Origin of the sequence: Agromyces sp. CCNWLW213 (assembly GCF_037199545.1) — a bacterium.
GTDB lineage: Bacteria > Actinomycetota > Actinomycetes > Actinomycetales > Microbacteriaceae > Agromyces.
Genome location: NZ_JBBBDX010000006.1, coordinates 170,815 through 192,074, shown reverse-complemented (window position 1 = coordinate 192,074; position 21,260 = coordinate 170,815). Strand labels below are relative to the sequence as shown.

At 71.9% G+C, this 21,260-nt stretch carries 18 protein-coding genes and 1 tRNA gene; 6 read left to right on the top strand and 13 right to left on the bottom strand.

Features of this window, described 5'->3' with window-relative positions:
- Positions 1-142: 142 nt before the first annotated feature.
- The 6 genes from WBQ80_RS13060 to WBQ80_RS13035 form a co-directional block, all read right to left on the bottom strand.
- Positions 143-1,105, bottom strand: a complete 963-nt coding sequence (locus WBQ80_RS13060) for an endonuclease domain-containing protein (RefSeq protein ID WP_336572301.1) — start codon at positions 1,103-1,105, stop codon at positions 143-145.
- A 372-nt stretch (positions 1,106-1,477) separates the two neighbouring features.
- The gene (locus WBQ80_RS13055) at positions 1,478-2,776 is read right to left on the bottom strand and encodes a M23 family metallopeptidase (RefSeq protein WP_336572302.1); all 1,299 of its coding nucleotides are present in this window, start codon (positions 2,774-2,776) and stop codon (positions 1,478-1,480) included.
- Positions 2,777-3,885: 1,109 nt separating this feature from the next.
- Positions 3,886-4,716, bottom strand: a complete 831-nt coding sequence (locus WBQ80_RS13050; RefSeq protein WP_336572303.1) for an inositol monophosphatase family protein — start codon at positions 4,714-4,716, stop codon at positions 3,886-3,888.
- Positions 4,717-4,840: 124 nt separating this feature from the next.
- A tRNA-Tyr gene (locus WBQ80_RS13045) sits at positions 4,841-4,922 on the bottom strand.
- A gap of 149 nt (positions 4,923-5,071) precedes the next feature.
- The gene (locus WBQ80_RS13040) at positions 5,072-5,731 is read right to left on the bottom strand and encodes a PH domain-containing protein (protein WP_336572304.1); all 660 of its coding nucleotides are present in this window, start codon (positions 5,729-5,731) and stop codon (positions 5,072-5,074) included.
- Between the two features lie 19 nt (positions 5,732-5,750).
- Positions 5,751-5,918, bottom strand: a complete 168-nt coding sequence (locus tag WBQ80_RS13035; RefSeq protein ID WP_336572305.1) for a hypothetical protein — start codon at positions 5,916-5,918, stop codon at positions 5,751-5,753.
- A 174-nt stretch (positions 5,919-6,092) separates the two neighbouring features.
- On the opposite strand from WBQ80_RS13035, the gene WBQ80_RS13030 reads away from it, so the two are divergent.
- A complete protein-coding gene (locus WBQ80_RS13030) occupies positions 6,093-7,115 on the top strand; it encodes a LacI family DNA-binding transcriptional regulator (protein ID WP_336572306.1) in 1,023 nt (340 codons plus the stop codon).
- Between the two features lie 131 nt (positions 7,116-7,246).
- On the opposite strand, the gene WBQ80_RS13025 is transcribed toward WBQ80_RS13030, so the two are convergent.
- Both WBQ80_RS13025 and WBQ80_RS13020 read right to left on the bottom strand, forming a co-directional pair.
- Positions 7,247-8,230 carry a hypothetical protein gene (locus tag WBQ80_RS13025; protein WP_336572307.1) on the bottom strand — a complete coding sequence of 328 codons (984 nt, stop codon included), beginning with the start codon at positions 8,228-8,230 and terminating at the stop codon, positions 7,247-7,249.
- Positions 8,231-8,461: 231 nt separating this feature from the next.
- Positions 8,462-9,622, bottom strand: a complete 1,161-nt coding sequence (locus WBQ80_RS13020; protein ID WP_336572308.1) for an ROK family transcriptional regulator — start codon at positions 9,620-9,622, stop codon at positions 8,462-8,464.
- A gap of 118 nt (positions 9,623-9,740) precedes the next feature.
- On the opposite strand from WBQ80_RS13020, the gene WBQ80_RS13015 reads away from it, so the two are divergent.
- From WBQ80_RS13015 to WBQ80_RS12995, 5 genes are all read left to right on the top strand, one after another.
- Positions 9,741-11,867: an alpha-galactosidase gene (locus WBQ80_RS13015; RefSeq protein ID WP_336572309.1), complete on the top strand. Its 2,127-nt coding sequence runs from the start codon at positions 9,741-9,743 to the stop codon at positions 11,865-11,867.
- 91 nt (positions 11,868-11,958) lie between these two features.
- Positions 11,959-13,650 carry a glycoside hydrolase family 13 protein gene (locus WBQ80_RS13010; RefSeq protein ID WP_336572310.1) on the top strand — a complete coding sequence of 564 codons (1,692 nt, stop codon included), beginning with the start codon at positions 11,959-11,961 and terminating at the stop codon, positions 13,648-13,650.
- Between the two features lie 164 nt (positions 13,651-13,814).
- Entirely contained in the window at positions 13,815-14,132 is a 318-nt protein-coding gene (locus tag WBQ80_RS13005) for a hypothetical protein (protein ID WP_336572311.1), read from the top strand.
- A gap of 140 nt (positions 14,133-14,272) precedes the next feature.
- On the top strand, positions 14,273-14,761 hold the full coding sequence (locus WBQ80_RS13000; RefSeq protein ID WP_336572312.1) for a YajQ family cyclic di-GMP-binding protein: 489 nt from the start codon (positions 14,273-14,275) through the stop codon (positions 14,759-14,761).
- 35 nt (positions 14,762-14,796) lie between these two features.
- Positions 14,797-15,462 (top strand): NUDIX domain-containing protein, encoded by a 666-nt coding sequence (locus WBQ80_RS12995; protein ID WP_336572313.1) that lies wholly within the window; start codon positions 14,797-14,799, stop codon positions 15,460-15,462.
- Positions 15,463-15,474: 12 nt separating this feature from the next.
- On the opposite strand, the gene WBQ80_RS12990 is transcribed toward WBQ80_RS12995, so the two are convergent.
- From WBQ80_RS12990 to WBQ80_RS12970, 5 genes are read right to left on the bottom strand one after another with little or no spacing between them, the layout of a single operon-like run.
- Positions 15,475-16,536, bottom strand: a complete 1,062-nt coding sequence (locus tag WBQ80_RS12990; RefSeq protein ID WP_336572314.1) for an alpha/beta hydrolase — start codon at positions 16,534-16,536, stop codon at positions 15,475-15,477.
- A 46-nt stretch (positions 16,537-16,582) separates the two neighbouring features.
- Entirely contained in the window at positions 16,583-17,449 is an 867-nt protein-coding gene (locus WBQ80_RS12985) for a type II secretion system F family protein (RefSeq protein WP_336572315.1), read from the bottom strand.
- A complete protein-coding gene (locus tag WBQ80_RS12980) occupies positions 17,449-18,405 on the bottom strand; it encodes a type II secretion system F family protein (RefSeq protein ID WP_336572316.1) in 957 nt (318 codons plus the stop codon). Before WBQ80_RS12980 ends, WBQ80_RS12985 begins: the two co-directional genes overlap by 1 nt.
- Entirely contained in the window at positions 18,402-19,898 is a 1,497-nt protein-coding gene (locus WBQ80_RS12975) for a CpaF family protein (protein WP_336572317.1), read from the bottom strand. The genes WBQ80_RS12980 and WBQ80_RS12975 overlap by 4 nt, the downstream gene beginning before the upstream one ends.
- Positions 19,885-21,249, bottom strand: a complete 1,365-nt coding sequence (locus WBQ80_RS12970; RefSeq protein WP_337282575.1) for an AAA family ATPase — start codon at positions 21,247-21,249, stop codon at positions 19,885-19,887. The genes WBQ80_RS12975 and WBQ80_RS12970 overlap by 14 nt, the downstream gene beginning before the upstream one ends.
- Positions 21,250-21,260: the final 11 nt, after the last annotated feature.

Sequence of the window (21,260 nt, the reverse complement as noted above, 5' to 3'; positions counted from 1 at the left end):
CTGCCGACCGCGTCGATCGGCAGGACCCGGCGTCGTCCCTGGTTCGCAGGAGCCCGGTGCCCGTGCGCCCCGCGGGCCGGCCGAGCGGCGTCTCGTCCTGCGAAATCAACAGGCGCGGCCAGCCTCGGGGAGGGCGTCCGGCTCACTCCGCTCGGATCCTGCGCGCCAGCGAGAGCGACGCCGACCGCTCATGGTGCCGGGACCGGCCGCCCCACCGGTGCTCGCCGCGCTCGATGAGGGCGAGGATGCCGCGCCGCACCTCCGCCCAGTCCTGCATCACCATCGAGAAGCTGAGCCGCAGCACCAGGTAGCCGCGTTGGACCAGCTCGAAGTCGCGCCGCCGGTCCGCCTCGAACTCCAGGCCGGTGTGGAAGCCCGCGCCGTCGATCTCGATGACCAGCCGGTCCCCCACGAGCACGTCGACGCGTCCGACGCCGATGATCGGGACCTGGGTGCGGTGCCGGACGCGACGTCCGCGAAGGAGCAGTCGCACGATGGTCTCGGTGCCCGACTGGCATCCGCGATCGGCGAGGTCGACGATCGGCCGGAGCGCCGGACCGAGCCGCCGCCGGAGGTCGGCGAGCCCGTCGTCGTCGAGCTCCCCGAGGTTGAGCGCCGAGTCGACCGCGACGTGGGCATCGAGCCTCGAGGCACAGCGGGCGTACTCGGCGAGGGCGAGCGGCAGCGGATCCCGCGCCTGCGGGAGACCCGGCTCGGTGCGATAGTGCACGCAGACGCCGTGCGCGGACCGGTCGAGCCTGGCCCGCACCTCGCCCGGTCGAACCGGTTCGGGCGACCACAGCCGGCCCGCGGTCTGCGGGACGCGCACGTGGAGCAGGGGGTCCGCGCGGCGCATCCAGATGCCGGCGAGGCGGAGCACGGAGGCGCCCGTCAGGCTGCCGCCGACGCGCACGGCGCGCACCACATCGGCCGGCGCGTCCGTCGTGGCGAACCACCTGGTGCGCACCGGCACGATCTCGCCCGCGCGACGGGCCGCGCCCACACGCGCCCGGGCGATGCCGAGCTCATCGAGCCGGCGGTACGGGAGCGCGCCGCCATGGGCGCGGATCACCTCGGCGACGCTGCGCTCCGCTGTCTCGGCCACCTGACGAGTGTGCCCGTCGGGCGCGGTCCCGCTCGGATGCCTGTGGACAAGCCGTCGAAGCGGCGGCGGTGCGGTGGTTCGCAGGATGACGCCTGGCTGAGCTCTCCGCACACGCCCGTATCGCGCCCTCTCCTGCGAAGTCCGGCCGACCCGGCATCACCGCCCGGCCGGTTCGCAGGATGTCGCGCGGGAGGGGACTTCGGACGCCGTCGAGCCGCCCGTGGTCCTGCGAACTCGGCGCGGCCGACCGCGGATCGCAGCAGGCACGCAGGCAGGCCGCCCGGGCGGCGGGCGCGAGAGGGCGGGCGCGGGCGCGAGAGGGCGGGCGCGGGCGCGAGAGGGCGGGCGCGGGCGGCAGGCCCGCGGCATCCGTCAGTTCGTGTTGGCCCAGAGCCACTCGAGGGGGTCGACGTGCGTGCCGCCGACGCCGCCGATGCGGATCTCGAAGTGCAGGTGCGGGCCCGTCGACATGCCCGTGTTGCCCGTGTTGCCGACGACGTCGCCGACCTCGACGGTGTCGCCGACCTCGAAGCGGCGCGTGCCGTACTGCATGTGCGCGTAGACGCTCGTGACGGTCTCGCCGTCGATGACGTGGTCGATCATGGTGACCGCGCCGAGCGAGCCGCCCGCGTCGGTCGAGACCGACACGACCCCGTCGGCGATCGACTGGATCTCGGCGCCGTCGCCGGGGTTGAAGTCCTGGCCGCGGTGGTTCGACGAGCAGCCGGCGCAGTTGCGGTAGCCGAATCGGTCGCCGATGTGCACGCCGACCGCGAAGGGCCACTGGATGGTGCCGAGCGGGTTGTTCGTGAACGTCGCCTCGGGCCGGATGCCGGCCGCACGGGCGTACTCCTCGATCGTCTGCGCCTGGTAGTCCTCGCGGCCGATCGCCGCGGCGGCCGCATCGCCCGTGATCTCGACGCGCTGGCCGTCGATCGTCACCGTCGTGGTCTCGCCGAGTGCCATGGCCTGCACGTCGGCGGGCGAGAGCAGCGAGAGCGAGGGCACGGATGTCGCGACCGCGAGCAGCGCGACGAAGCCCATCGCAACAGAACTCGCGACGCGCGTCGTGATCGCGCGTCGCAGGGTTCGGCGGGGCGCGGGTCGGGCCGCGGCCGCCGGGGCGGCGGCGGGGCGGCGAACCGGAGCGGGGCGGGGCACGCGGCCGGCCGGCGCGACGTCGACGCCGGGCGCGTCCTGGGAGCGGCCGTTGCCGTTGGAGCGCGGCGCGGGCCGGTCGAAGGGTCCCGGACGGTCGGCGGGTCGGCGCTCGGGAGCCGTCGGCCGGTCGGCGACCGGTCGACGGCGGTCGTCGGGTGCGGTCGCGTCGTCGCGTCGGTCGAACGGGCGGGCCGGCTCGGTTCCCTGAGCGTGAGCCGCGCCATCCGTCGGGCGCCGCCGATCGGCGCCCGGATGAGCCGGACGCGCGTCGACCGGTCGTTCGCCGCGAACCGGACCCGAGACCGGGTGCTCGCCCGCGGTGCGGCGTTCGCGCGGCGGCTCGACGTCGAACTCGCGGAACTCGAGGCCGGCCGGCGCCAGGCCGGTGTTGGCCGCCGCGGCGAGCACCGCCGAGAGGTCGTCGGTGGAGTCCGCGCGGAGGTCGCGCGGCCGCTCGGATCGAGGGCCGGACGGGCGGGCGGGACCATGCGGAGCACCGGCAGGAATCACCCGCGGCGCCTGCGGCTGCAGCGGGCGCATGGACGCGGGGCGCTCGGCGATCGGCCGCTGAAGCGGGTGCGGCTCGGCACCGGCGCGGTTCGGCGCTCGCCGGGCCTCGGGAGCATCGGACGCGGTGGGGGCGCCTGCCGGGCGGTGCGCAAGCGGGCCGCCCGGGTGCTGGGCGGCGGGAATCCCGGATCCGCGGACGGCACCCGGCGGACGCTCGGTCTGCGGCCGGGGCGGCGCCTGCTCGCGGAAGCGCGCGTCGCGCTCGCGGTCGTCGAACGGATGCGACGCGGCGAGCTCCGGCTGAGGGGTGGGCGCAGCACGACGCCCGCTCCGCGGCGGCGCCGACCCAGCCGGGGCGCCGGGATCGCGGACGGGACCTCGCGACTCGTGCCGGGACGGACGGACGGGGCCGGACTGCTCCGCAGAGGCTCGGGGCCCACGCGGTTCGGACGACGGCGGCGCCGACGGGGCGGCGTGCGCGAGCTCGCCGCTCAGGGTGGCGGCGTCTCGACGCAGCCGCCGCGGCGCCGACTCGCCGGCGGCGGGCGAGGAGGCCCCCGCCGACGGGGATGCAGCGCGGCGCGATGACGGAGAAGACGACGCCGACGGCACGGATGCCGATGGCACCGACACCGGCGCACCGGACGCGTCGGCAGCCGGCTCGCGCCGGTCGCGCGGACGCAGCGGCCCCGTGACATCCGCTCGCCCAGTCGCGGGGCTCGGCACGGAACGCGACACCGGCTCGGCGCGGCCCGGGAGGAACGACTCGAACGACATGCCCCCGGAGACGCCGACGGCCGAGTCCGTGCCGGCCCCAGGGCCGGCCGGCTCGGCCGGAGTGGCGGAGCGGTCCCGCAATTCGCGACGGGTCAGGGGTCGCTCAGGCCGCGAATGGACCTGAGTGCCTGGCGTGGAACCGTCGGGCACGAGGGGGGACTCGGGCACGTGGGGGGACTTTCGGCTCGGAATCGGGGGACCGTTCTCCGTGCGACGACCGAGGTCGAGGTCACGGATCGATAAAGCGTAACCGGTCGGTCGCCGCTTCGCCATGTCGACGTGAGATGGTGTGTCGCCTCGCCACGGCACTGTGGAGAACGCACGACGCCGGATCAGTCGGCCGGCACGCCCGCATCGCGCAGCAGTGCGGCGAGCTCGTCGAACACCGACGGCGCCGCCGCGACCAGGAGCCGGTCGCTCTCGCGTCCGCCGTCCGGGCCACCCACCCACCCGCCCGCCTCGCGCACGATCAGGGACCCGGCGGCGTGGTCCCAGGGGTTGAGCCCCTGCTCGTAGAACGCGTCGAGCCGGCCCGCCGCGACGGCGCCGAGGTCGAGCGCGGCCGAGCCGATGCGGCGGATGTCGCGGACGCGAGGCAGCACGTGCAGCAACGCCGCCGCCTGGCTTCGTCGCCGCTCCACGGAGTACCCGAACCCGGTGCCGACGAGCGCCTGCGGCAGCGCGACCTCGGTGTTGACGTGCAGCTCGCGATCGCCGAGGTGCGCCCCGCCGCCCGCGGACGCCGCGAACACCTCGCCCGACACGGGATTCACGACGACCCCGGCGATCGCGTTCCAGTGCTCGGGATCGGGCGGCCCGTCGACGACGGCGATGCTCACCGACCACGCCGGGATGTCGTAGAGGAGGTTCACCGTGCCGTCGATGGGGTCGACGACCCAGTTCAGGCCGCTCGTGCCGACGTGCGCGTCGTCCTCCTCGCCGAAGATCCCGTCGTCGGGCCGGGCCTCGAGGATCATCGAGCGGATCCGCGCCTCGGTGTCGCGATCCACCGCGGTGACGACGTCGGTCGGCGTCGACTTCGTCGCCTCCACCGCGATGCCCCGGCGACGTTCCTCGAGGGCGGTCTCGGCGACGGCGAGCGCGATGCGTCGAGCGGTGGCGAGCAGGTCTGCGGATGCCGCGTGGCCGGCGTCGGGCGTCATGCCCCCACGCTACGCCCCGGCGCGGCATCCGCTCGGCTGGTGACGCCCGCGACGACGGGGCGTCGCCCGGTCGGCATGACCCCGCAGACGACGAAAGCCCCGGTGGACCGGGGCTTCGTGCGGGTGGCGAGTGAGGGATTCGAACCCCCGAAGGCTATGCCAGCTGATTTACAGTCAGATCCCTTTGGCCGCTTGGGTAACTCGCCGTACACCCGACCACGTTCCTCACGCGACCGGGGGCCACACAAGGATACCCATGGGGCGGCGTGTCGAGAAATCGAGGCGGGCGGATGCCGCCGGGCCCGCGTCGAGCGGGCGCCCGCCGTTGCGCGACGGCCGCCGCGCGGCATCCGCTTCAGAGGTGGATCGGCATCGTGTCGTTCGGCCCGAGCTCGTCGCGGCGGCCGTCGCGGTACTCGTCGGGGCCGTCGCCGCGGCCCGACGCGGGCTGGCGGAAGACCCCCTCGGGCGGCGTGGGCAGCGTGCGGGTCGTCGTCCGGACGGGGCCGCGGAGGCCGGCGCGCGCGATGACGCGCTGGATCGTGAGGTCGCGCTCGTTGGGGGCGCCGACGTACCGGATCTCCTTGAGTCCCTGCGTCTGCGCCGCGGACTCGAACACGAAGTGGCCGAAGCCGAACAGCCGGCCCACCACGGGCCGGTGCACCGAGATGTCGAGGATTCGGGCGAGCGGCATCGTCGCGATGTTCTGCGTGAGGATGCCGTGCACGCGGAACACGCGCATGTTCGTGATCACGAACCGGTCCATCTGCGCCTGGAGGATGCGCCAGAGCCCCCACCCGGCGAGCACGAGGGCACCGAGGGCCGGCACCCACCACGCCTGCGGCGGCACCCAGAACGCCATGATGAGCAGGGGCACCGCGGCCACGAGCAGCAGGACGGGCTTGACGATCGCGGCCCAGTGCTTCGCGACCTCGTCGACGATCACCTCGCCCTCGTCGGCGATGAGGAACCGCTCGACCCGCGGGTCGAACAGGCTGCGCGCGTTCGGGGTCATGGGCGACATCCGTTCGCGGCTACCCCGCGGCGAGCGAGGTGAAGAACCGTCCCACCGCCTCGACGCCGCCCCAGACGGCGGCGACCGCGCCCTGCACGGCGCCCGCGGCGTCCTCGGGGCGGGTGATCATGTAGAACAGGGCGAACACGACGACGAGACCCACGGCGATGCGCTTGACCCACTTCACGCGACTTCCCTTTCGTTGTGTCCCGGTGGGCAAGCCTGTCCCCCCGAATGGACCAGCCCTGAACCCTGCTTTCCTACCCCAGTACGCGGGTCAGGGCAATCCGCCACTCCGCGCGACGATAGGATCGGGTGCCGCCGGCCTGCATCCCGGGCAGTCCGCGGCGGGCGAGGAGCGATGGCCGGCATCGAGGAAGTGGCGAAGCTCGCGGGGGTCTCCACCGCGACCGTCTCGCGTGCCCTGAGCGGCCGCGGCCACGTCTCCCCCACGTCGAAGGCGAAGGTCGAGGAGGCCGCGGCGGTCCTCGGCTACGTCGTGTCGTCGAACGCCTCGAGCCTCGCGTCGGGTCGCACGCGCAACATCGGCGTGGTGATCCCGTTCCTGAACCGATGGTTCTTCTCGTCGGTGCTCGAGGGCGCCCAGCAGGCGCTGCTGCGCCGCGGCTACGACCTCACGCTCTACAACCTGTCGGGCGACGGGCGGGAGCGCTCGAGCGTGTTCGAGCACTTCCTCCTGCGGCAGCGGGTCGACGCCGTGATCGCGGTGTCGCTCGAGCTCACCGAGCACGAGGTCGAGCGCCTGCACGACCTGGGCAAGCCGCTCGTCGGCGTCGGCGGTCCGATCCCGGGCGTCCGCACGCTCACGATCGACGACGCCGCGGTGGCGCGGCTCGCGACCGAGCACCTCATCGGGCTCGGCCACCGGCGTATCGCGCACATCGGCGGCGACCTCGAGTTCGACCTCGACTTCCACCTGCCCACCAACCGCCGGCTCGGGTACGAGGCGGCCCTGCGCGACGCGGGCGTCGAGCCCGACCCGACCCTGTTCGCACCGGCCGACTTCACGATCCGCGGCGGCTACCACGCGGCGAAGCAGCTGCTCGGCCGGCCGCACGACCGGCCCACGGCGATCTTCGCGGCCTCCGACGAGATGGCGATCGGATGCATCCTCGCCGCGCGCGATCTCGGCATGTCGGTCCCGCGCGACGTCTCGATCGTCGGCATCGACGACTACGACCTCTCCGACTTCTTCGGCCTCTCCACGGTGGCGCAGTTCCCGCGCGGCCAGGGCGAGAAGGCCGTCGAGATCCTGATGGAGCAGCTCGAGCCGGGTCCGGATGCCGCGCCCGGCGCCTCGATGACGCAGCTGCCCTTCGAACTGCGTGTGCGCTCGTCGACCGCGACCCCGCCCGAGGCCTGACCCTCGCCGCGCCGCCCGCATCGCCCGCTCGCGCTCGCCCGCTCGCACTCGCCCGCTCGCACTCGAGCGCCGTTTCTGCGATGGAGTGCGGCACCTGACAGGCCTCCATCGCGCAAACGGGACTCCATCGATCACGACCGCGTGAACAGGCGAACGGGACGGCGGGTGACGGGCAGGCCGACCTGTGCCAGACGGGCGCGGATCGGTTCGCGCTGCCACATCTCGGCCCAGTCCCAACGGGCGAAGCCGGCGACCTGCAGTCGGATCGCATCTTCGCGCGCCTTCTCGGCGAGGACGGCGTCGACCGTGGCGGCGACCCCGTCGCCGAGGTACTTGCCTCGCCCATCGGCCTCGGCGCCGATCCCGTACTCGGGCCAGAAGAAGTCGAGGTAGGCACTGCGACCGGACGCATCGAGCACGAGTCGGTGCTGGAGGACGGGAGGCGGGAACCCGAACTCCTCGATGACCACGCGGCTCACCGTCTCGAGCGGGGTCTCGGCGCCGACGGCGGCTCGCTCGAGCACCGCCTCGACCCGACGGCTGCCGTGGTAGGGCAGGAGACGTTCGTGCTCCGCCCGGAGCGCGTCGAGCGACGTGAGCGGGGCGGGTGCGCCACGGCCGCGAGACCGGCTCAACGCGGCATCCGTCGCCACCAGCGCGACGACGAGCGGGGCGTGCCGCGCCAACTGGACCAGGGTGAACTCGAGCGTCGTGGTCATGAGCCCCGCCGTGAGGGTCGTCGGAACGTCAGCCGTGCGGGCCACCGAGATGACGTCTCCGCGGCGGCTGCCGTTGCCGTCGCGCGAGAGCACGTGGAGGTGTCGCGGCCACGACCCGACGATCCGCAGGCCCGCGAGCGCGACCGCCGAGTACGAGGTGAAGACGGGCGCGCGGCGGGTCAGCGCGCATGCCCTGACGGAGGCCAGGTATCGCGCCGCGTCGAGCTCCGAGCCCGTTGTCCCGGCGGTGGCGCACGGGCGCATGAAGACGCCGCGCCGCACCCGCTGCAGTTCGCCGCTCCCGACCGCCGCGTACAGCTCGGCCTCTCGCCCGGCGGCCCGGATGTCGCGGGCGAGAACGAATCCGTCGGGGGTCTCGGGGAATGCGCGATCCATGCCCTGAGGGTGCCCGCGGATGACGCCGCGCCCGCGCTTTCGCGCCGAACCTGTGCGGCGACGGCGCTCCGGTCCGACTGTGCCGGACCAGTGCGGCCGTCCCCGCGCCGGTCGCCTTCGAGTCCCGCTCCCGGGATGGAGTACGGCTTCCTACCGATCTCCATCCCAGAAACGGCACTCCATTGTGGGCGCTTGGCGCGGGGGGCGGGGGCGCGCGCGGGCGGGCGACGCTCAGGCGGGGAGGCGCAGGCGGGCGAGCGCGCCCTGGATCGCGACGGCGGCGGCACCGCGCGCCCAGGGGTCGAAGCCGGCGTCGTCGACGTGGACGAGGACGTCCGACGCCTCCGGGTCGCGGTCGGCGGCGAGCGCGGCGAGCGCCGCGTCGCCGGCGACGGTCCACAGCCCGACGCCCTCGCCCGAGAGCACGATCTCGTCGACCATGGCGAGGTTGGCGATGTACGCCATCATGCGGCCGAGCGCGCGCCCCGCGGCATCCGTCACCGAGGCGGCGAGCGGATGGCGCGCCGCCGCGAGTTCGAGCACCTCGTCGTAGTGCACCTCGCGTGCGAGCGCGATGCCGACCTGCGCGCAGATGCTCGGGATGGAGAGCATCGCGGTCGAGCACCCGCGGTGGCCGTCCATGCAGAGCGGACCGCTCGGGTCGAGCGGCAGGTGGCCGCCGAGGCCGAGGCCCGTGTCGCGCGTGGTGACGACGCGGTCGTGCATGACGAGCCCGTAGCCGACGCCCGCGCCGACGGTCACGACGGCGAACGCGTCGCGCCCACGCGCGGGGCCGAACCACTGCTCGGCGGTCGTGAGGGCCGTGACGTCGTTCTCGACGTCGACCGGCACGCCGAGTCGCGCCTCGAGCCGGCCGGCGAGGTCGATGTCGCGCCAGCCGAGGAACGGCGCGCGGGTCACGACGCGCTGGTCGGCGACGTTGCCGCCGATGCTCACGCCGACGCCGGCGAGCCGGGCGCTCTCGGCTCCCCCGTCCCCCGCAGCGGCGCGCAGGTCGCGGACGAGATCGGCGATGACGTCGACGACGGCCTCGGGATCGTGTTCGGGCAGGGGCCGCTCCTCGCGCGCGAGCGCGGTGGCGCGAAGGTCGGCGAGGACGGCGTGCGCGGCGTCGCCGCTCAGCTTGATGCCGACGAACCGGCGCGCCTCGGGACGCACGTCGAGCGGGCGCGCGGGCCGTCCGGTGGCACCCTGCACGAGGTCGGGCGCCTCGACGAAGAGGCCGCGGTCGAGGAACGGCTTCGACAGGCGCGTGAGGCTGGCCGGCGACAGGCCGAGTCGGCGACCGAGCTCGGCGCGCGAGATCGGGCCATGGATGAGCACCTGGCGGGCGAGCTCGCGCGCCGAGTTCCCCAGTTCGACGTGGGTCATCCGGCGCCTCCTCGCGTGATTCGTTCCATCTTGACATGAACGGCAGCGCGCGAACGTGATCAGCGCGGTCGTCGGACCCGGATTGACAGCCGGTTATTTCTGAAATAGAAAGAACACCATGCAGCGCGGCACCGACCCCATCCATCTCCGCAACGGCGGCACCAGCGTGGTGCTCGACCCCGGGGCCGGTGCCCTCCCGGCGATCGTGCACTGGGGGCCCGACCTCGGCGACGTGCGCCCCGACGACCTCGCGGCGATGGCCCTCGCGGCGATCCCGCAGCGGGTCTCGGGCGGACTCGACGTGCCCGCGCCGCTCACGCTCGTCCCCCAGGAGTCCTCGGGGTGGCTCGGCACGCCCGGCCTCGCAGGGCACCGCGGCGGCCGGTTCTTCTCCACCCGCCTCGCGACGGTGGGCATCGAGTCGGATGCCGCCTCCGCCACCGTCACGGCGCGCGACGACGCCGCCGGCCTCGAGGCGACGATCGAGCTCGAGGTCACCGGGTCTGGCCTGTTCCGCCAGCGCATCACGCTCCGCAACCTGAGCGCGGAGCCCTACGAGGTCGTCTCCCTCTCCCCCGTGTTCCCCGTGCCCGCGACGGCCGGCGAACTCCTCGACACGACCGGCCGGCACCTGCGCGAGCGCTCGCCCCAGCGGCACGACTTCACGATCGGCACGCACGTGCGCGAGAGCCGTCGCGGGCGACCGGGCGCCGACGCGAGCCTCGTCCTCGCCGCCGGTCGCCCAGGGTTCGGATTCGAACGCGGCCTCGTCCACGCGGTCCACACCGCCTGGAGCGGCAACCACCGCCTGCTCGCCGAGCGGCTCCCGACGGGCGAGGCGCTCCTCACCGCCGGCGAACTTCTGGCGCCGGGCGAACTCGCGCTCGCCGAGGGCGAGGCGTACGCCACACCGTGGGCGATCGGCTCGTGGGGCGACGGCCTCACCGAGCTGTCCGCGCGGTTCCACCGCGGACTGCGGGCGCGTCCGCAGCATCCGCGCCGCCCTCGCCCGGTCACCCTCAACACGTGGGAGGCCGTCTACTTCGACCACGACCGCGCCAAGCTCGAGGAGCTCGCGCGGCGCGCGGCATCCGTCGGCGTCGAGCGCTTCGTGCTCGATGACGGATGGTTCCTCGGCCGTCGCGACGACACCGCCGGCCTCGGCGACTGGTGGGTCGACCGGACCGTGTGGCCCGACGGGCTCGGCCCGCTCATCGAGACCGTCACGTCGCTCGGGATGGAGTTCGGCCTGTGGGTCGAGCCCGAGATGGTGAACCTCGACTCCGAGCTCGCCCGCACGCATCCCGACTGGATCCTCCGCGGCCGCGACGAGCTGCCCATGCCCGCACGCCAGCAGTACGTGCTCGACCTCTCGAACCCCGACGCGTGGCAGTACCTGCTCGAGCGGCTCGACGCGCTGCTCGCCGAGTACGACATCGCGTACCTCAAGTGGGACCACAACCGCGACCTGCTCGAGGCCGGCGCCGCGAGCTCCGGGCGACCGCGCGTGCACGAGAACGTGCAGGCGCTCTACCGCCTGCTCGCCGCGCTCAAGCGCCGTCACCCCGGTCTCGAGATCGAGTCGTGCGCGTCGGGCGGTGCGCGCGTCGACCTCGGCATCCTCGAGCACACCGACCGCATCTGGACCTCGGACACGCTCGACCCCGTCGAGCGCCTGCAGATCCAGCGCTACACGAGCCTCGTCGTGCCGACCGAGATGATGGGCGCGCACCTCACGAGCCCGAAGGTGCACTCGACCCGCCGGTCGGCGAGCCTCGACCTCAGCGCGGGCGTGGCGCTCTTCGGCCACTTCGGCATCGAGTGGGACCTCACCAAGCTCGACGACGCCGGCCTCGGCCGGGTGCGGAAGTGGGTCGAACTCCACAAGCGGTACCGCGAGCTCATCCACACGGGCGCGCTCGTGCACGGCGACACGCGCGACGACACGACCGACGTGCGCGGCGTGGTCGCGGGCGACGCGGCATCCGCGCTGTTCACGTTCACGCAGGTGACCACCAGCGTGACCCACCCGCCCGGCCGGTTCACCCTGCCGGGCCTGGACCCCGACCGGCGGTACGCCGTGCGGATCATCGCCGGAAACGTCGACAAGGGGCCCGGCCAGTCGACGCTCCCGTGGGCCGAGCAGCCGATCACGCTGACCGGCCGGCAACTGGGCATCGTGGGGCTGCAGGCTCCCGTGCTCTTCCCCGGGCAGCTCGTGCTGCTCGAACTCACCTCCGCCTGATCCCGACACCGCACGACCGCGGCACCGCACGACCGAAGCACCGCACGGCCCCACCACCGCACGACCCACCACCCGAGAGGAACCGCACCGCATGACCACCGCCCGCCCGTCGACCTTCGACGCCGGAACCGTGCTCTCCGCCGACCCCGACTGGTGGCGCCAGGCTGCCGTGTACCAGATCTACCCGCGCAGCTTCGCCGACGCGAACGGCGACGGCATCGGCGACCTGCGCGGGATCACCTCGCGCATCCCGTACCTCGTGGAGCTCGGCATCGATGCGGTGTGGCTCTCGCCGTTCTACCCGTCGGCGCTCGCGGACGGCGGCTACGACGTCGACGACTACCGCGACGTCGACCCGAAGCTCGGCACGCTCGCCGACTTCGACGAGATGATCGCGGCGCTCCACGCCGCCGGCATCCGGCTCATCGCCGACATCGTGCCGAACCACTCGTCGAACCGGCACGAGTGGTTCCGCGAGGCGCTGGCATCGCCTCGGGGCTCCGCAGCACGCGACCGCTACATCTTCCGAGACGGCGAGGGTCCGGATGGCACGCAGCCGCCGAGCGACTGGCAGTCGATCTTCGGCGGCTCGGCGTGGGAGCCGGTCGGCGACGGGCAGTTCTACCTGCACCTCTTCGCGCCCGAGCAGCCCGACCTGAACTGGGCCGACCGCGAGGTGCGCGACGACTTCCTCCGCACCATCCGCTTCTGGTCCGACCGCGGCGTCGACGGATTCCGCGTCGACGTCGCGCACGCGCTCGCGAAGGACCTCACGTACCCCCTCCGCTCGCACGCCGAGCTCGAGGCGACGAAGCTCGCGACCGACGGCTCGCACCCGCTGTGGGACCGCGAGGAGCTCGACGAGATCTACGCCGAGTGGCGCGCGGTGTTCGACGAGTACGACCCGCCGCGGATCGCCGTCGCCGAGGCGTGGGTCGCACCCACGCGCCGGCACCGGTACGCGGCACCCACGAGACTCGGCCAGGCCTTCAACTTCGACCTGCTGCGGGCGAACTTCGACGCGTCGGAGTTCCACGAGATCGTCGACCGCAACATGGCCTTCTCGGCCGAGACCGGCTCGTCGAACACGTGGGTGTTCTCGAACCACGACGTGGTGCGGCACGCGACGCGGTACGGCCTGCCCGACGACCACAGCAACGAGGGGAACGTCGGAAGGCAGTGGCTGCTCGACGGCGGCGACCCGGGCGAGGTCGACCTCGAGCGGGGACTGCGTCGAGCGCGAGCCGCGAGCCTGTTCCTGCTCGGCCTCCCGGGCAGCGCCTACCTCTACCAGGGCGAGGAGCTCGGGCTCCCCGAGGTCGCCGAGATCCCTGCGTCGGAGCGGCAGGACCCGTCGTTCTTCCGCAACGCGGGCGTCGAGGTGGGGCGTGACGGGTGTCGCGTGCCGCTGCCCTGGGTCGCGGACGCGCCGTCGTTCGGGTTCGGGCCGACGGATGCCGCGCACCTCCCCCAGCCGGAATGGTTCGCGTCGTACGCCGTCGACGTGCAGTCGGAGGACCCGACGTCGACCCTGTCGATGTACCGTCGGGCGCTCGCGCTGCGCCACGACCTGCAGGGCACCGAGAAGCTCGCGTGGGTGTCGATCGACGAGCCCGAGGTCCTCGCGTTCCAGCGCCCCGGCGGGTGGACCGTCGTGACGAACTTCGGCACCTCGGCGGTCGAGCTGCCCTCGGCACTCGCCGACCGGGAGCCCGTGCTCGCGAGCGGGCCGACCGAGGGAGCCGACGAACTCCCCGGTGAGACCACATTCTGGTACCGCTGACCCCCATTCGGGGGGTAGTGCAGGCTGCTGACCATACGTCGCGCTGCTCGATTCCGCGACCCCCTCGCGGATGGATCTCATGTGGCGTTGCCTCGCAGGTGTCCGGTTGCGAAGCCGGAGTGATCCGGCCACAAGTCGGGTCCGATACGAAGGAGAAGAGATCCATGCGAGTGAAGAAGTCTGTGATTGCTACGACTGGTATCGCTGGAGCCCTGCTCATGGGCCTCGGAGCTGCTGCGGCCCCCGCAAGCGCGGCACCCATCCAGGTGCAGGACGGCCTGGTCAATGTCGCCATCGGTGACGTGACCGTTCTCGAGGACGTGAACATCGGTGTGGCTGCGAACATCGCGGCGAACATCTGTGGCGTCAAGGTCGGCCCGCTCGCCGTACTCGGCCAGGCTGTGGACCGCTCTGGTGAGACTGAGTTCGTGTGTGAGGCCGGTGGCAACACCATCGAGCTCACCCAGAACGCCGGCCAGTGACGCTCGCACTCCATGACGGAGTGATCTGAGTAGTCAGGTCCGAAGGGGTCACGCGCATCAGCGCGTGACCCTTTCGCCGTGTCCGGAGCCGGCACGGGCACCCCGTGGCATCCGCTCGGCCCCTCGATAGACTGGCGCGCATGGCAGATTCGACGTTCGACATCGTCAGCAAGGTCGACAAGATGGAGGCCGAGAACGCGGTCAACCAGGCGCGCAAAGAGGTGGAGCAGCGCTACGACTTCAAGGGCGTCGGCGCGTCGGTCGAGTGGTCGGGCGAGAAGATCCTGCTGAAGGCGACCTCCGAGGAGCGCGTCAAGGCCGTGCTCGACGTCGTGCAGTCGAAGTTCATCAAGCGCGGCATCTCGCTGAAGTCGCTCGACTCGGGCGAGCCGTACGCGTCGGGCAAGGAGTTCCGCATCGAGATCGCCCTGAAGAACGGCATCGACCAGGAGCATGCGAAGAAGATCGGCAAGATCATCCGCGACGAGGCGCCGAAGACGGTGAAGTCGCAGATCCAGGGCGACGAGCTGCGCGTCTCGTCGAAGAGCCGCGACGACCTGCAGGAGACCATCCGCCTGCTGAAGGAGGCCGACCTCGACGTCGACCTGCAGTTCGTCAACTTCCGCTGAGCGGCCGGCGACCGGCGCAGATGACGGGCGAGCGGATGCCGCAGCCGGGCGTCGACGTGCCCGACCGCCGCGGTCGCACGGGCCTCGACCTCGTCGGCCGCGACCTCGACCGCAACCCTCGGGTGCGCGTGCGCGACGTCAGGGTGCTCACGTCGAACTGGTACGTGACGCGGGCGACGACGTTCGACTTCCAGCACGCCGACGGCACCTGGACGATCGAGGAGCGCGAGACCTACGACCGGGGCGACGGCGCGACGATCCTCCTCTACGACCGCGAGGCGAGGACGGTGCTGCTCACGCGGCAGTTCCGCTTCCCGGTGTACGTGAACGACCACCCCGACGGCATGCTCATCGAGACCGCGGCGGGGCTCCTCGACGAGGACGACGCCGAGACCGCCATCCGTCGCGAGGCCGAGGAGGAGACCGGGCACGTCGTCGGCGAGGTCGAGCACGTGTTCGACGTCTACATGAGCCCGGGCTCGGTGACCGAGCGCCTGCACTTCTTCGCTGCGCCGTACGTGCGGGGGTCGGTCGTGCCGGGTTCGCGCCGCGGCGTCGCGGATGAGGGTGAGGACATCGAGGTGCTCGAGCTCGACCTCGACGACGCGGTCGACCGGATCGGCCGGGACATCGTGGACGCCAAGACGATCATGCTGCTGCAGTGGGCGGTGCTGCGGGGGCCGTTCGCCTCGGACCGATGACGGCCTGCGTGCTCATTGCGGCGCGTACCCGCGCAGCCAGCGGGTGATCGCGGCGTACGCGGCGGCGCGGGCGGGCTCGCGCGACAGGAGCACGTCGTGCAGTGCTCCGTCGATGCGCACGACCGTGACCTCGGAGCCGAGGTCGATGGCGTGGCGGGCGATGTCGTCGACGACGAGCACCGTGTCGGTCGTCAGCATCGCGTCATCCCACCGCGACTGGAACGTCGACCTCGCCGACAGCAGCGTCAGCACGGGCACGCCCACGTCGATGCCCGCATCGATCGCGGCGTGCCCCGCCAGGATCGCGGTCAGCCACGCCGGATGGATCGGGAACCCCCGGTCGGGCCGCAGGCGGTGGTCGTACTCCCACTCGCCGTCGAACTCGCGCGCGATCGACCGCGCGTAGAACCCGCGGTCGATGTTGGGCAACGGCCGCATCGGATTCACGCGCGCCCCGAACTCGATGACCGGCGAGATCGCCTGACGCCCGATGCCGCGCAGCTGGAACTCGAGCCACGGGCTGTTGAGCACGAGCGCGTCGGCGCGGCCGGGATTGCGGGCGGCCCACAGGCTGAGGATGAGCCCGCCCGTCGAGTGCCCCATGAGGATGAGCGGTCGCCCGCCCGAGTCCATCGCATCGAGCGCGGCCTCGAGGTCGGCGTCGTACGCGCCGAGGTCGGTCACGTACGCGGGCGTCTGCCCCTCGCGCAGGCTGCGCCCGTACTTGCGCAGGTCGAGCGCGAAGAACCGCGCGCCGGCATCCGCCCAGAACCGGGCGATCTCGGAGTTGAAGAAGTAGTCGCTCCACCCGTGCACGTAGAGCACGTCGGCTCCGGATGCCGCGGGCGGAGGCCCTTCCGGCTCTGGCGCGGCTTCCCAGGGCCACCGCCAGCGGCGCTCGCGCGCGGGCTCTCGCGGCGGCGGGACGTACCGGACGAGCGTGGCGACGACCTCGCCCTCGTCGTCGGGGTCGAGCGGGAGGATGAGCTGCTCGAACCCGTTCCCGAGCATGTCCGCCTCCCAGGATTCGCCGAGCATCGGCGTCGATGGGTCGGCGGCAGCTGGGCGCTCCATGCCGCCAGCCTAGGCGGCGACTGTCACGGCGAACGCTGTGCTCCGGTCATCCCCCGCCGAATGTACGGATCATCTGCAGCGCGGCCGGTGTCAGGATCACGATGAAGAGCACCGGGAGAAGGCAGAACACCAGGGGGAAGAGGATCTTCACCGTGATCTTCTGCGCCTGCTCCTCGGCGCGCTGCCGCCGCTTCAACCGCATCTCGCCGGCTTGCACGCGGAGCACGTCGCCGAGCGCGATGCCGTAGGCATCCGCCTGGACCACCGCGCGCACGAACCTCCGAAGCTCCTCGACGTTCGTCCGCTCTTCGAGCTCGTGGAAGGAATCGCGGCGGGTACGACCGATGCTCATGTCCTGCAGCACGCGGATCAGCTCCTCGGCGAGCGGCCCGTGGCCCCCTCGTGCGGCCTTCGCCATGGCTGCATCGAAGCCGAGGCCTGCCTCGACGGCGATGGTCATCTGGTCGAGTGTGTCGGGCAGTGCGCGGCGGATCTTCTCCTGGCGGTCATGGGCCCGGCTGTTGATGCGGACATCCGGGAAGAAGAACAGGATCAGGACCAGGGCGATGCCGAGGAGGAGCTTCAACGGGTGGAAGCCCGTCAGCAGGATGAGGATGCCGACGACGGCACCCGTGATGCCGAGCAGTACCTTCGACCGGAGGATGCTCGCGACCGTGGTGCCGCCGGGCCGACCGGCGAACACGATCTGGCGCTGAAGCCATCCGGTGTACCCCTGCGGTGCGACGGACACGAGACTGCGTCCGATGGTGGCCTGCTGCACCGCTGCGCCAGCATCGACCGGCGCGTCCGCGACCACGGCTTTGCGGCTCGGGAAGAGCAGATAGACCAGCACGGCGATGCCGACGCCGACCGCGGCGATCCCGAAGTAGGCGACGATCGTCGCGGTCTCCATCAGAACCTGACCTTCACCACGGCGGCGATCCAGATCGTTCCCACGATGAGCAGGATGACCGCGATGACGAGCGCCACGATGCCGAGGAGGCTCTGGAAGAAGGACGGATAGAAGGACGGCTGGATGAGGCCGAGCACGAGGAACATGAGGATCGGCAGGGCGACCAGGATGATGCCGGAGAGCTTGCCCTCGGCGCTGAGCGAGCGCACGTGGCGTCGGATCTGATTGCGTTCCCGGATGGTGGTCCCGACCTGGTCGAGCACCTCCGCCAGATTGCCGCCGGTCTCGGCGTTGATGCCCACGGCCTGGGCGATCCACTCGAAATCGTCGCTCTTCATGCGCGAAGCCGTGATGCTGAGCGCCTGCGGCAGGGGGCGCCCGAGTCGGGTCTCATTCACCACGCGGGCGAGTTCCTCGCCCATCGGCGCGTCCGCCTCGGTCGCCACGGCGGCGACGGTGCGCGACAGGCCATGGCCCGCTCGGAGCCCGCCGGCGACCAGTTGGACGGTGTCATCGATCTGGTCGGCGAACTTCGCCTGGCGGGAGCTCGTGCGCAGGATGAGAATCACCTTCGCGATGATCGGTGCGAGGACGCCGAAGACGATGGCGAGCAGGATCGAGGTGCCGTTCAGGAGTCCGATCACCGCGCCCAGGAGTGCGAGCACACTGGCCGCCGAGATGACGTAGATCAAGAACTGCGACCGCGTCGACTTGATGCCGGCGAGCTCGAGCTCGCGATCGCCGAACAACCGCGATCGCCCACCAGCGAGCGCCTCGTCGACCGCCCCCGTCGCCCGGCTGGAAGCGCGACGGAGGAAGGTCGTGCGCTCGACGCCGGGCGCGGTGCGCCGATCGGCGGAGATCCGTGGCGGCGGCGGCGCGATCACCATGAAGATCAGGATGATCAGCGCGAGCAAGCTGATGACGACACCGGCGACGAGGAGGATGGGGCTCACAGTATTTCCCCGAGCATCTCGCGCCGCGGCACCTGGAACAGCGACATGGGCAACTGGATGCCGTGGTCGGCGATCCGCTCCGCGAATCGCGGCCGGACCCCGGTCGGCTCCAGTCGACCACGGAGGCGCCCCTCGGAGTCGAACCCCCGGCTGTGGTCGAAGGTGAACGCGTCCTGCAGCGTGACCACTTCACCTTCCATGCCGTGCACCTCGGTGATGTGAGTGACGCGGCGGACGCCGTCCTTGTGCCGGGTGATCTGCACGATGAGATCGATCGCCGAGGCGATCTGTTCCCGGACCGCGCGGAGCGGCAGGTCCATCCCGGCCATGAGCACCAGCGTCTCCATACGAGACACGGCGTCTCGGGGGGAGTTGGCGTGCACCGTCGAGATGGACCCCTCATGGCCGGTGTTCATCGCCTGCAGCATGTCGAGGCTCTCCGCACCGCGGACCTCGCCGACGACGATGCGATCGGGCCGCATGCGGAGGGAGTTGCGGACGAGCTCGCGAATCGTGATCTCGCCTCGGCCCTCGATGTTGGGCGGTCGCGACTCCAGACGCACGACGTGGTTCTGCTGCAGTTGCAACTCGACCGCGTCCTCGATCGTGATGATGCGCTCGTCCGCGGGGATGAAACCGGAGAGCACGTTCAGCATCGTCGTCTTGCCGGTGCCGGTTCCGCCCGAGACCAGGATGTTGAGCTTCGCCCGAACGGCCGCATCGAGCACGGTCGTCACCTCGCGCGTCAGGGTGCCGAACGCGATGAGGTCCTCGTACGTGTACGGCGTCGCCGCGAACTTGCGGATCGTGAGCGAGGCGCCGTTCACCGCGAGCGGTGGAATCACGGCGTTGACTCGTGATCCGTCTTCGAGTCGCGCGTCGACGAGGGGCGAGGACTCATCGATGCGGCGACCGACCCGAGCGACGATCCGCTCGATCACGCGACGCAGTTGCGGTTCGCCGGTGAAGCGCATGGCGGACTCGAAAAGCCGTCCGTCGCGCTCCACGTAGATCTGGTCGTGCCGATTGACCATGATCTCCGTCACCGCGGGATCCGCGAGCAGGGTCTCGAGAGGTCCGTAGCCGAGGACGTCGGCGCCGATCTCATCGATCAGGCGGTTCCGCTCGGCGGTCGACAGCGCGAGCTGCTCTCCGGCGACGATCTCCGCGAGCTCTCGGCGAGCGATCTCGTGGAGCTGCTCCTCCGTCATGTTGGGGTCGTTCATACGGCTGCCGATGCGCCCGAAGAGTTCCTCGGCAGCCTTCTCCTTCACCGGGGCGAGCGCGTCCTGCACGGCTGCCTTCGCCGGTGTCGCTTCGAAGGCCACGAACGGCACGTCCTCGCGCGGCCGGGTCGGCTCGGCGGCTCCCGATCCGCGGCCGGGCGTGGCGACCGGTTCTGCGAACTCGGGTTCGGCCGTCAGCGGCGGAACCGTTGCGTCTTCGACGAGCGCCGGCATGCGCGCCGCCCTGAGTCGGTCATTGAGGCTCAAGGATCCGCCTCCTTCTTGCGATTCGGGTTCGTTTGGTCGTGTCCTCGCGCGCGACGCGCGCGACGAGTTCCTGGAGCGCGCGCGCAGCGGGATCGCGCGGGTCGTCGTGCACGAGTGGGCGTCCGCGGTTGCTCGCGAGCACCACGGCGCTCGATCGAGGCACCTCGACATCGATGGGCGTTCCGATGATGCTCGCCGCGTCCTTGGCGGTGAGGCCCGCCATCTTGTCGGAGAAGTTGAGGACCATGTGCCGATTGACCGGCATCAGCCCGAGCGTCGTGAGGAGCGTCAGCTCGGAGCGGACCGCACGGAGGCTCGCGACGGCCATGTTCGAGACGACCACCGCGTCGGTGACGTGTTCGAGCACGTTCAGGGTGTGCTCGCCGAGTCCCGGCGTCGTGTCGACGATGACGTACCGGAAGATGCCCCGCAGCCGGTCGACCAGCGCACCGAGGTGGCGCGGCTGCACCTCGTCGCCGAGTTCGGGCGACGGAGCGCTCGCGACGACGAAGAACCCGGCCGGATGGTGCGTGAACGTGGTCTTGAGCACGAGCTCGTCGGCGACCGCCTCGGGCGCCACCGCATCGACGATCGTCCGCGTCGGTTCGAGGGCGAGGGCGACCGTGATGTCGCCGAACTGGAGATCGCCGTCGACGAGGACCACCGAGTTCGGTGCGAACGAGGCGAGGCCGACCGCGAGGTTGATCGCGATCGTGGACTTGCCCTGCCCACCCTTCGGGGCGATGACGGCCAGGGCTTCGCTCCGCACGCTGGGGTCCAGCGGGGGGAACAGCCACTCGGGCTCCTCCGGGGTTGCCTCGGCGGCCTGCTCCGCGTCGTGCGCCTCCGGGGCGGTCGAGGAAGTGGGCTCGACTGCATCGGCGGGCGTCTCGGCCTCGGTCGCGTGGAAGAGAGAAGACCACGGCGCGTCAGGCTGAGCGTCGGACTCCGTCTCGGCGTCCGCGTCCTCCGCGAAGTCGCTCTCTTCGGCACGACCGTGCGACACGAGCCATCCGGCGAGCCGGTCGAGCAGGTCGCGCGTGGTCTCATCGCTCGCCAGTGGGCTGAGGACGGCGTGAAGGGAGAGCTCATCGACCCAGTCCTCGAGGTCGGCCCGTTGCTCCCGGACGACGATCAGGCCGACGTCGGGGTATCGCTCGACCAGACCACGCGTCAGATCCCGAGTCTCCTCGAAGTTCAACACCGGGCCGAGAAGGACGATTCGCGGGGTGTCCGTGACCATCTCCAGGACCGAGTCCGCGCCGAAGGTGAGAAACTCACCCGTGACGACGCTCAGGCGCGATCCCAGCAGCGCCCGAAGCCTGGCCTCGTACTCCGTGGATCTGCTCACCAGCAGGTAGG

Excerpts from the sequence above, each read along its gene's own strand:
- WBQ80_RS13050 (WP_336572303.1), bottom strand. The coding sequence starts at position 4,716 with ATGACGCCCGACGCCGGCCACGCGGCATCCGCAGACCTGCTCGCCACC.
- WBQ80_RS13040 (WP_336572304.1), bottom strand. The coding sequence starts at position 5,731 with ATGACCCCGAACGCGCGCAGCCTGTTCGACCCGCGGGTCGAGCGGTTC.
- WBQ80_RS13030 (WP_336572306.1), top strand. The coding sequence starts at position 6,093 with ATGGCCGGCATCGAGGAAGTGGCGAAGCTCGCGGGGGTCTCCACCGCG.
- WBQ80_RS13025 (WP_336572307.1), bottom strand. The coding sequence starts at position 8,230 with ATGGATCGCGCATTCCCCGAGACCCCCGACGGATTCGTTCTCGCCCGC.
- WBQ80_RS13020 (WP_336572308.1), bottom strand. The coding sequence starts at position 9,622 with ATGACCCACGTCGAACTGGGGAACTCGGCGCGCGAGCTCGCCCGCCAG.
- WBQ80_RS13015 (WP_336572309.1), top strand. The coding sequence starts at position 9,741 with ATGCAGCGCGGCACCGACCCCATCCATCTCCGCAACGGCGGCACCAGC.
- WBQ80_RS13010 (WP_336572310.1), top strand. The coding sequence starts at position 11,959 with ATGACCACCGCCCGCCCGTCGACCTTCGACGCCGGAACCGTGCTCTCC.
- WBQ80_RS13005 (WP_336572311.1), top strand. The coding sequence starts at position 13,815 with ATGCGAGTGAAGAAGTCTGTGATTGCTACGACTGGTATCGCTGGAGCC.
- WBQ80_RS13000 (WP_336572312.1), top strand. The coding sequence starts at position 14,273 with ATGGCAGATTCGACGTTCGACATCGTCAGCAAGGTCGACAAGATGGAG.
- WBQ80_RS12995 (WP_336572313.1), top strand. The coding sequence starts at position 14,797 with ATGCCGCAGCCGGGCGTCGACGTGCCCGACCGCCGCGGTCGCACGGGC.
- WBQ80_RS12990 (WP_336572314.1), bottom strand. The coding sequence starts at position 16,536 with ATGGAGCGCCCAGCTGCCGCCGACCCATCGACGCCGATGCTCGGCGAA.
- WBQ80_RS12985 (WP_336572315.1), bottom strand. The coding sequence starts at position 17,449 with ATGGAGACCGCGACGATCGTCGCCTACTTCGGGATCGCCGCGGTCGGC.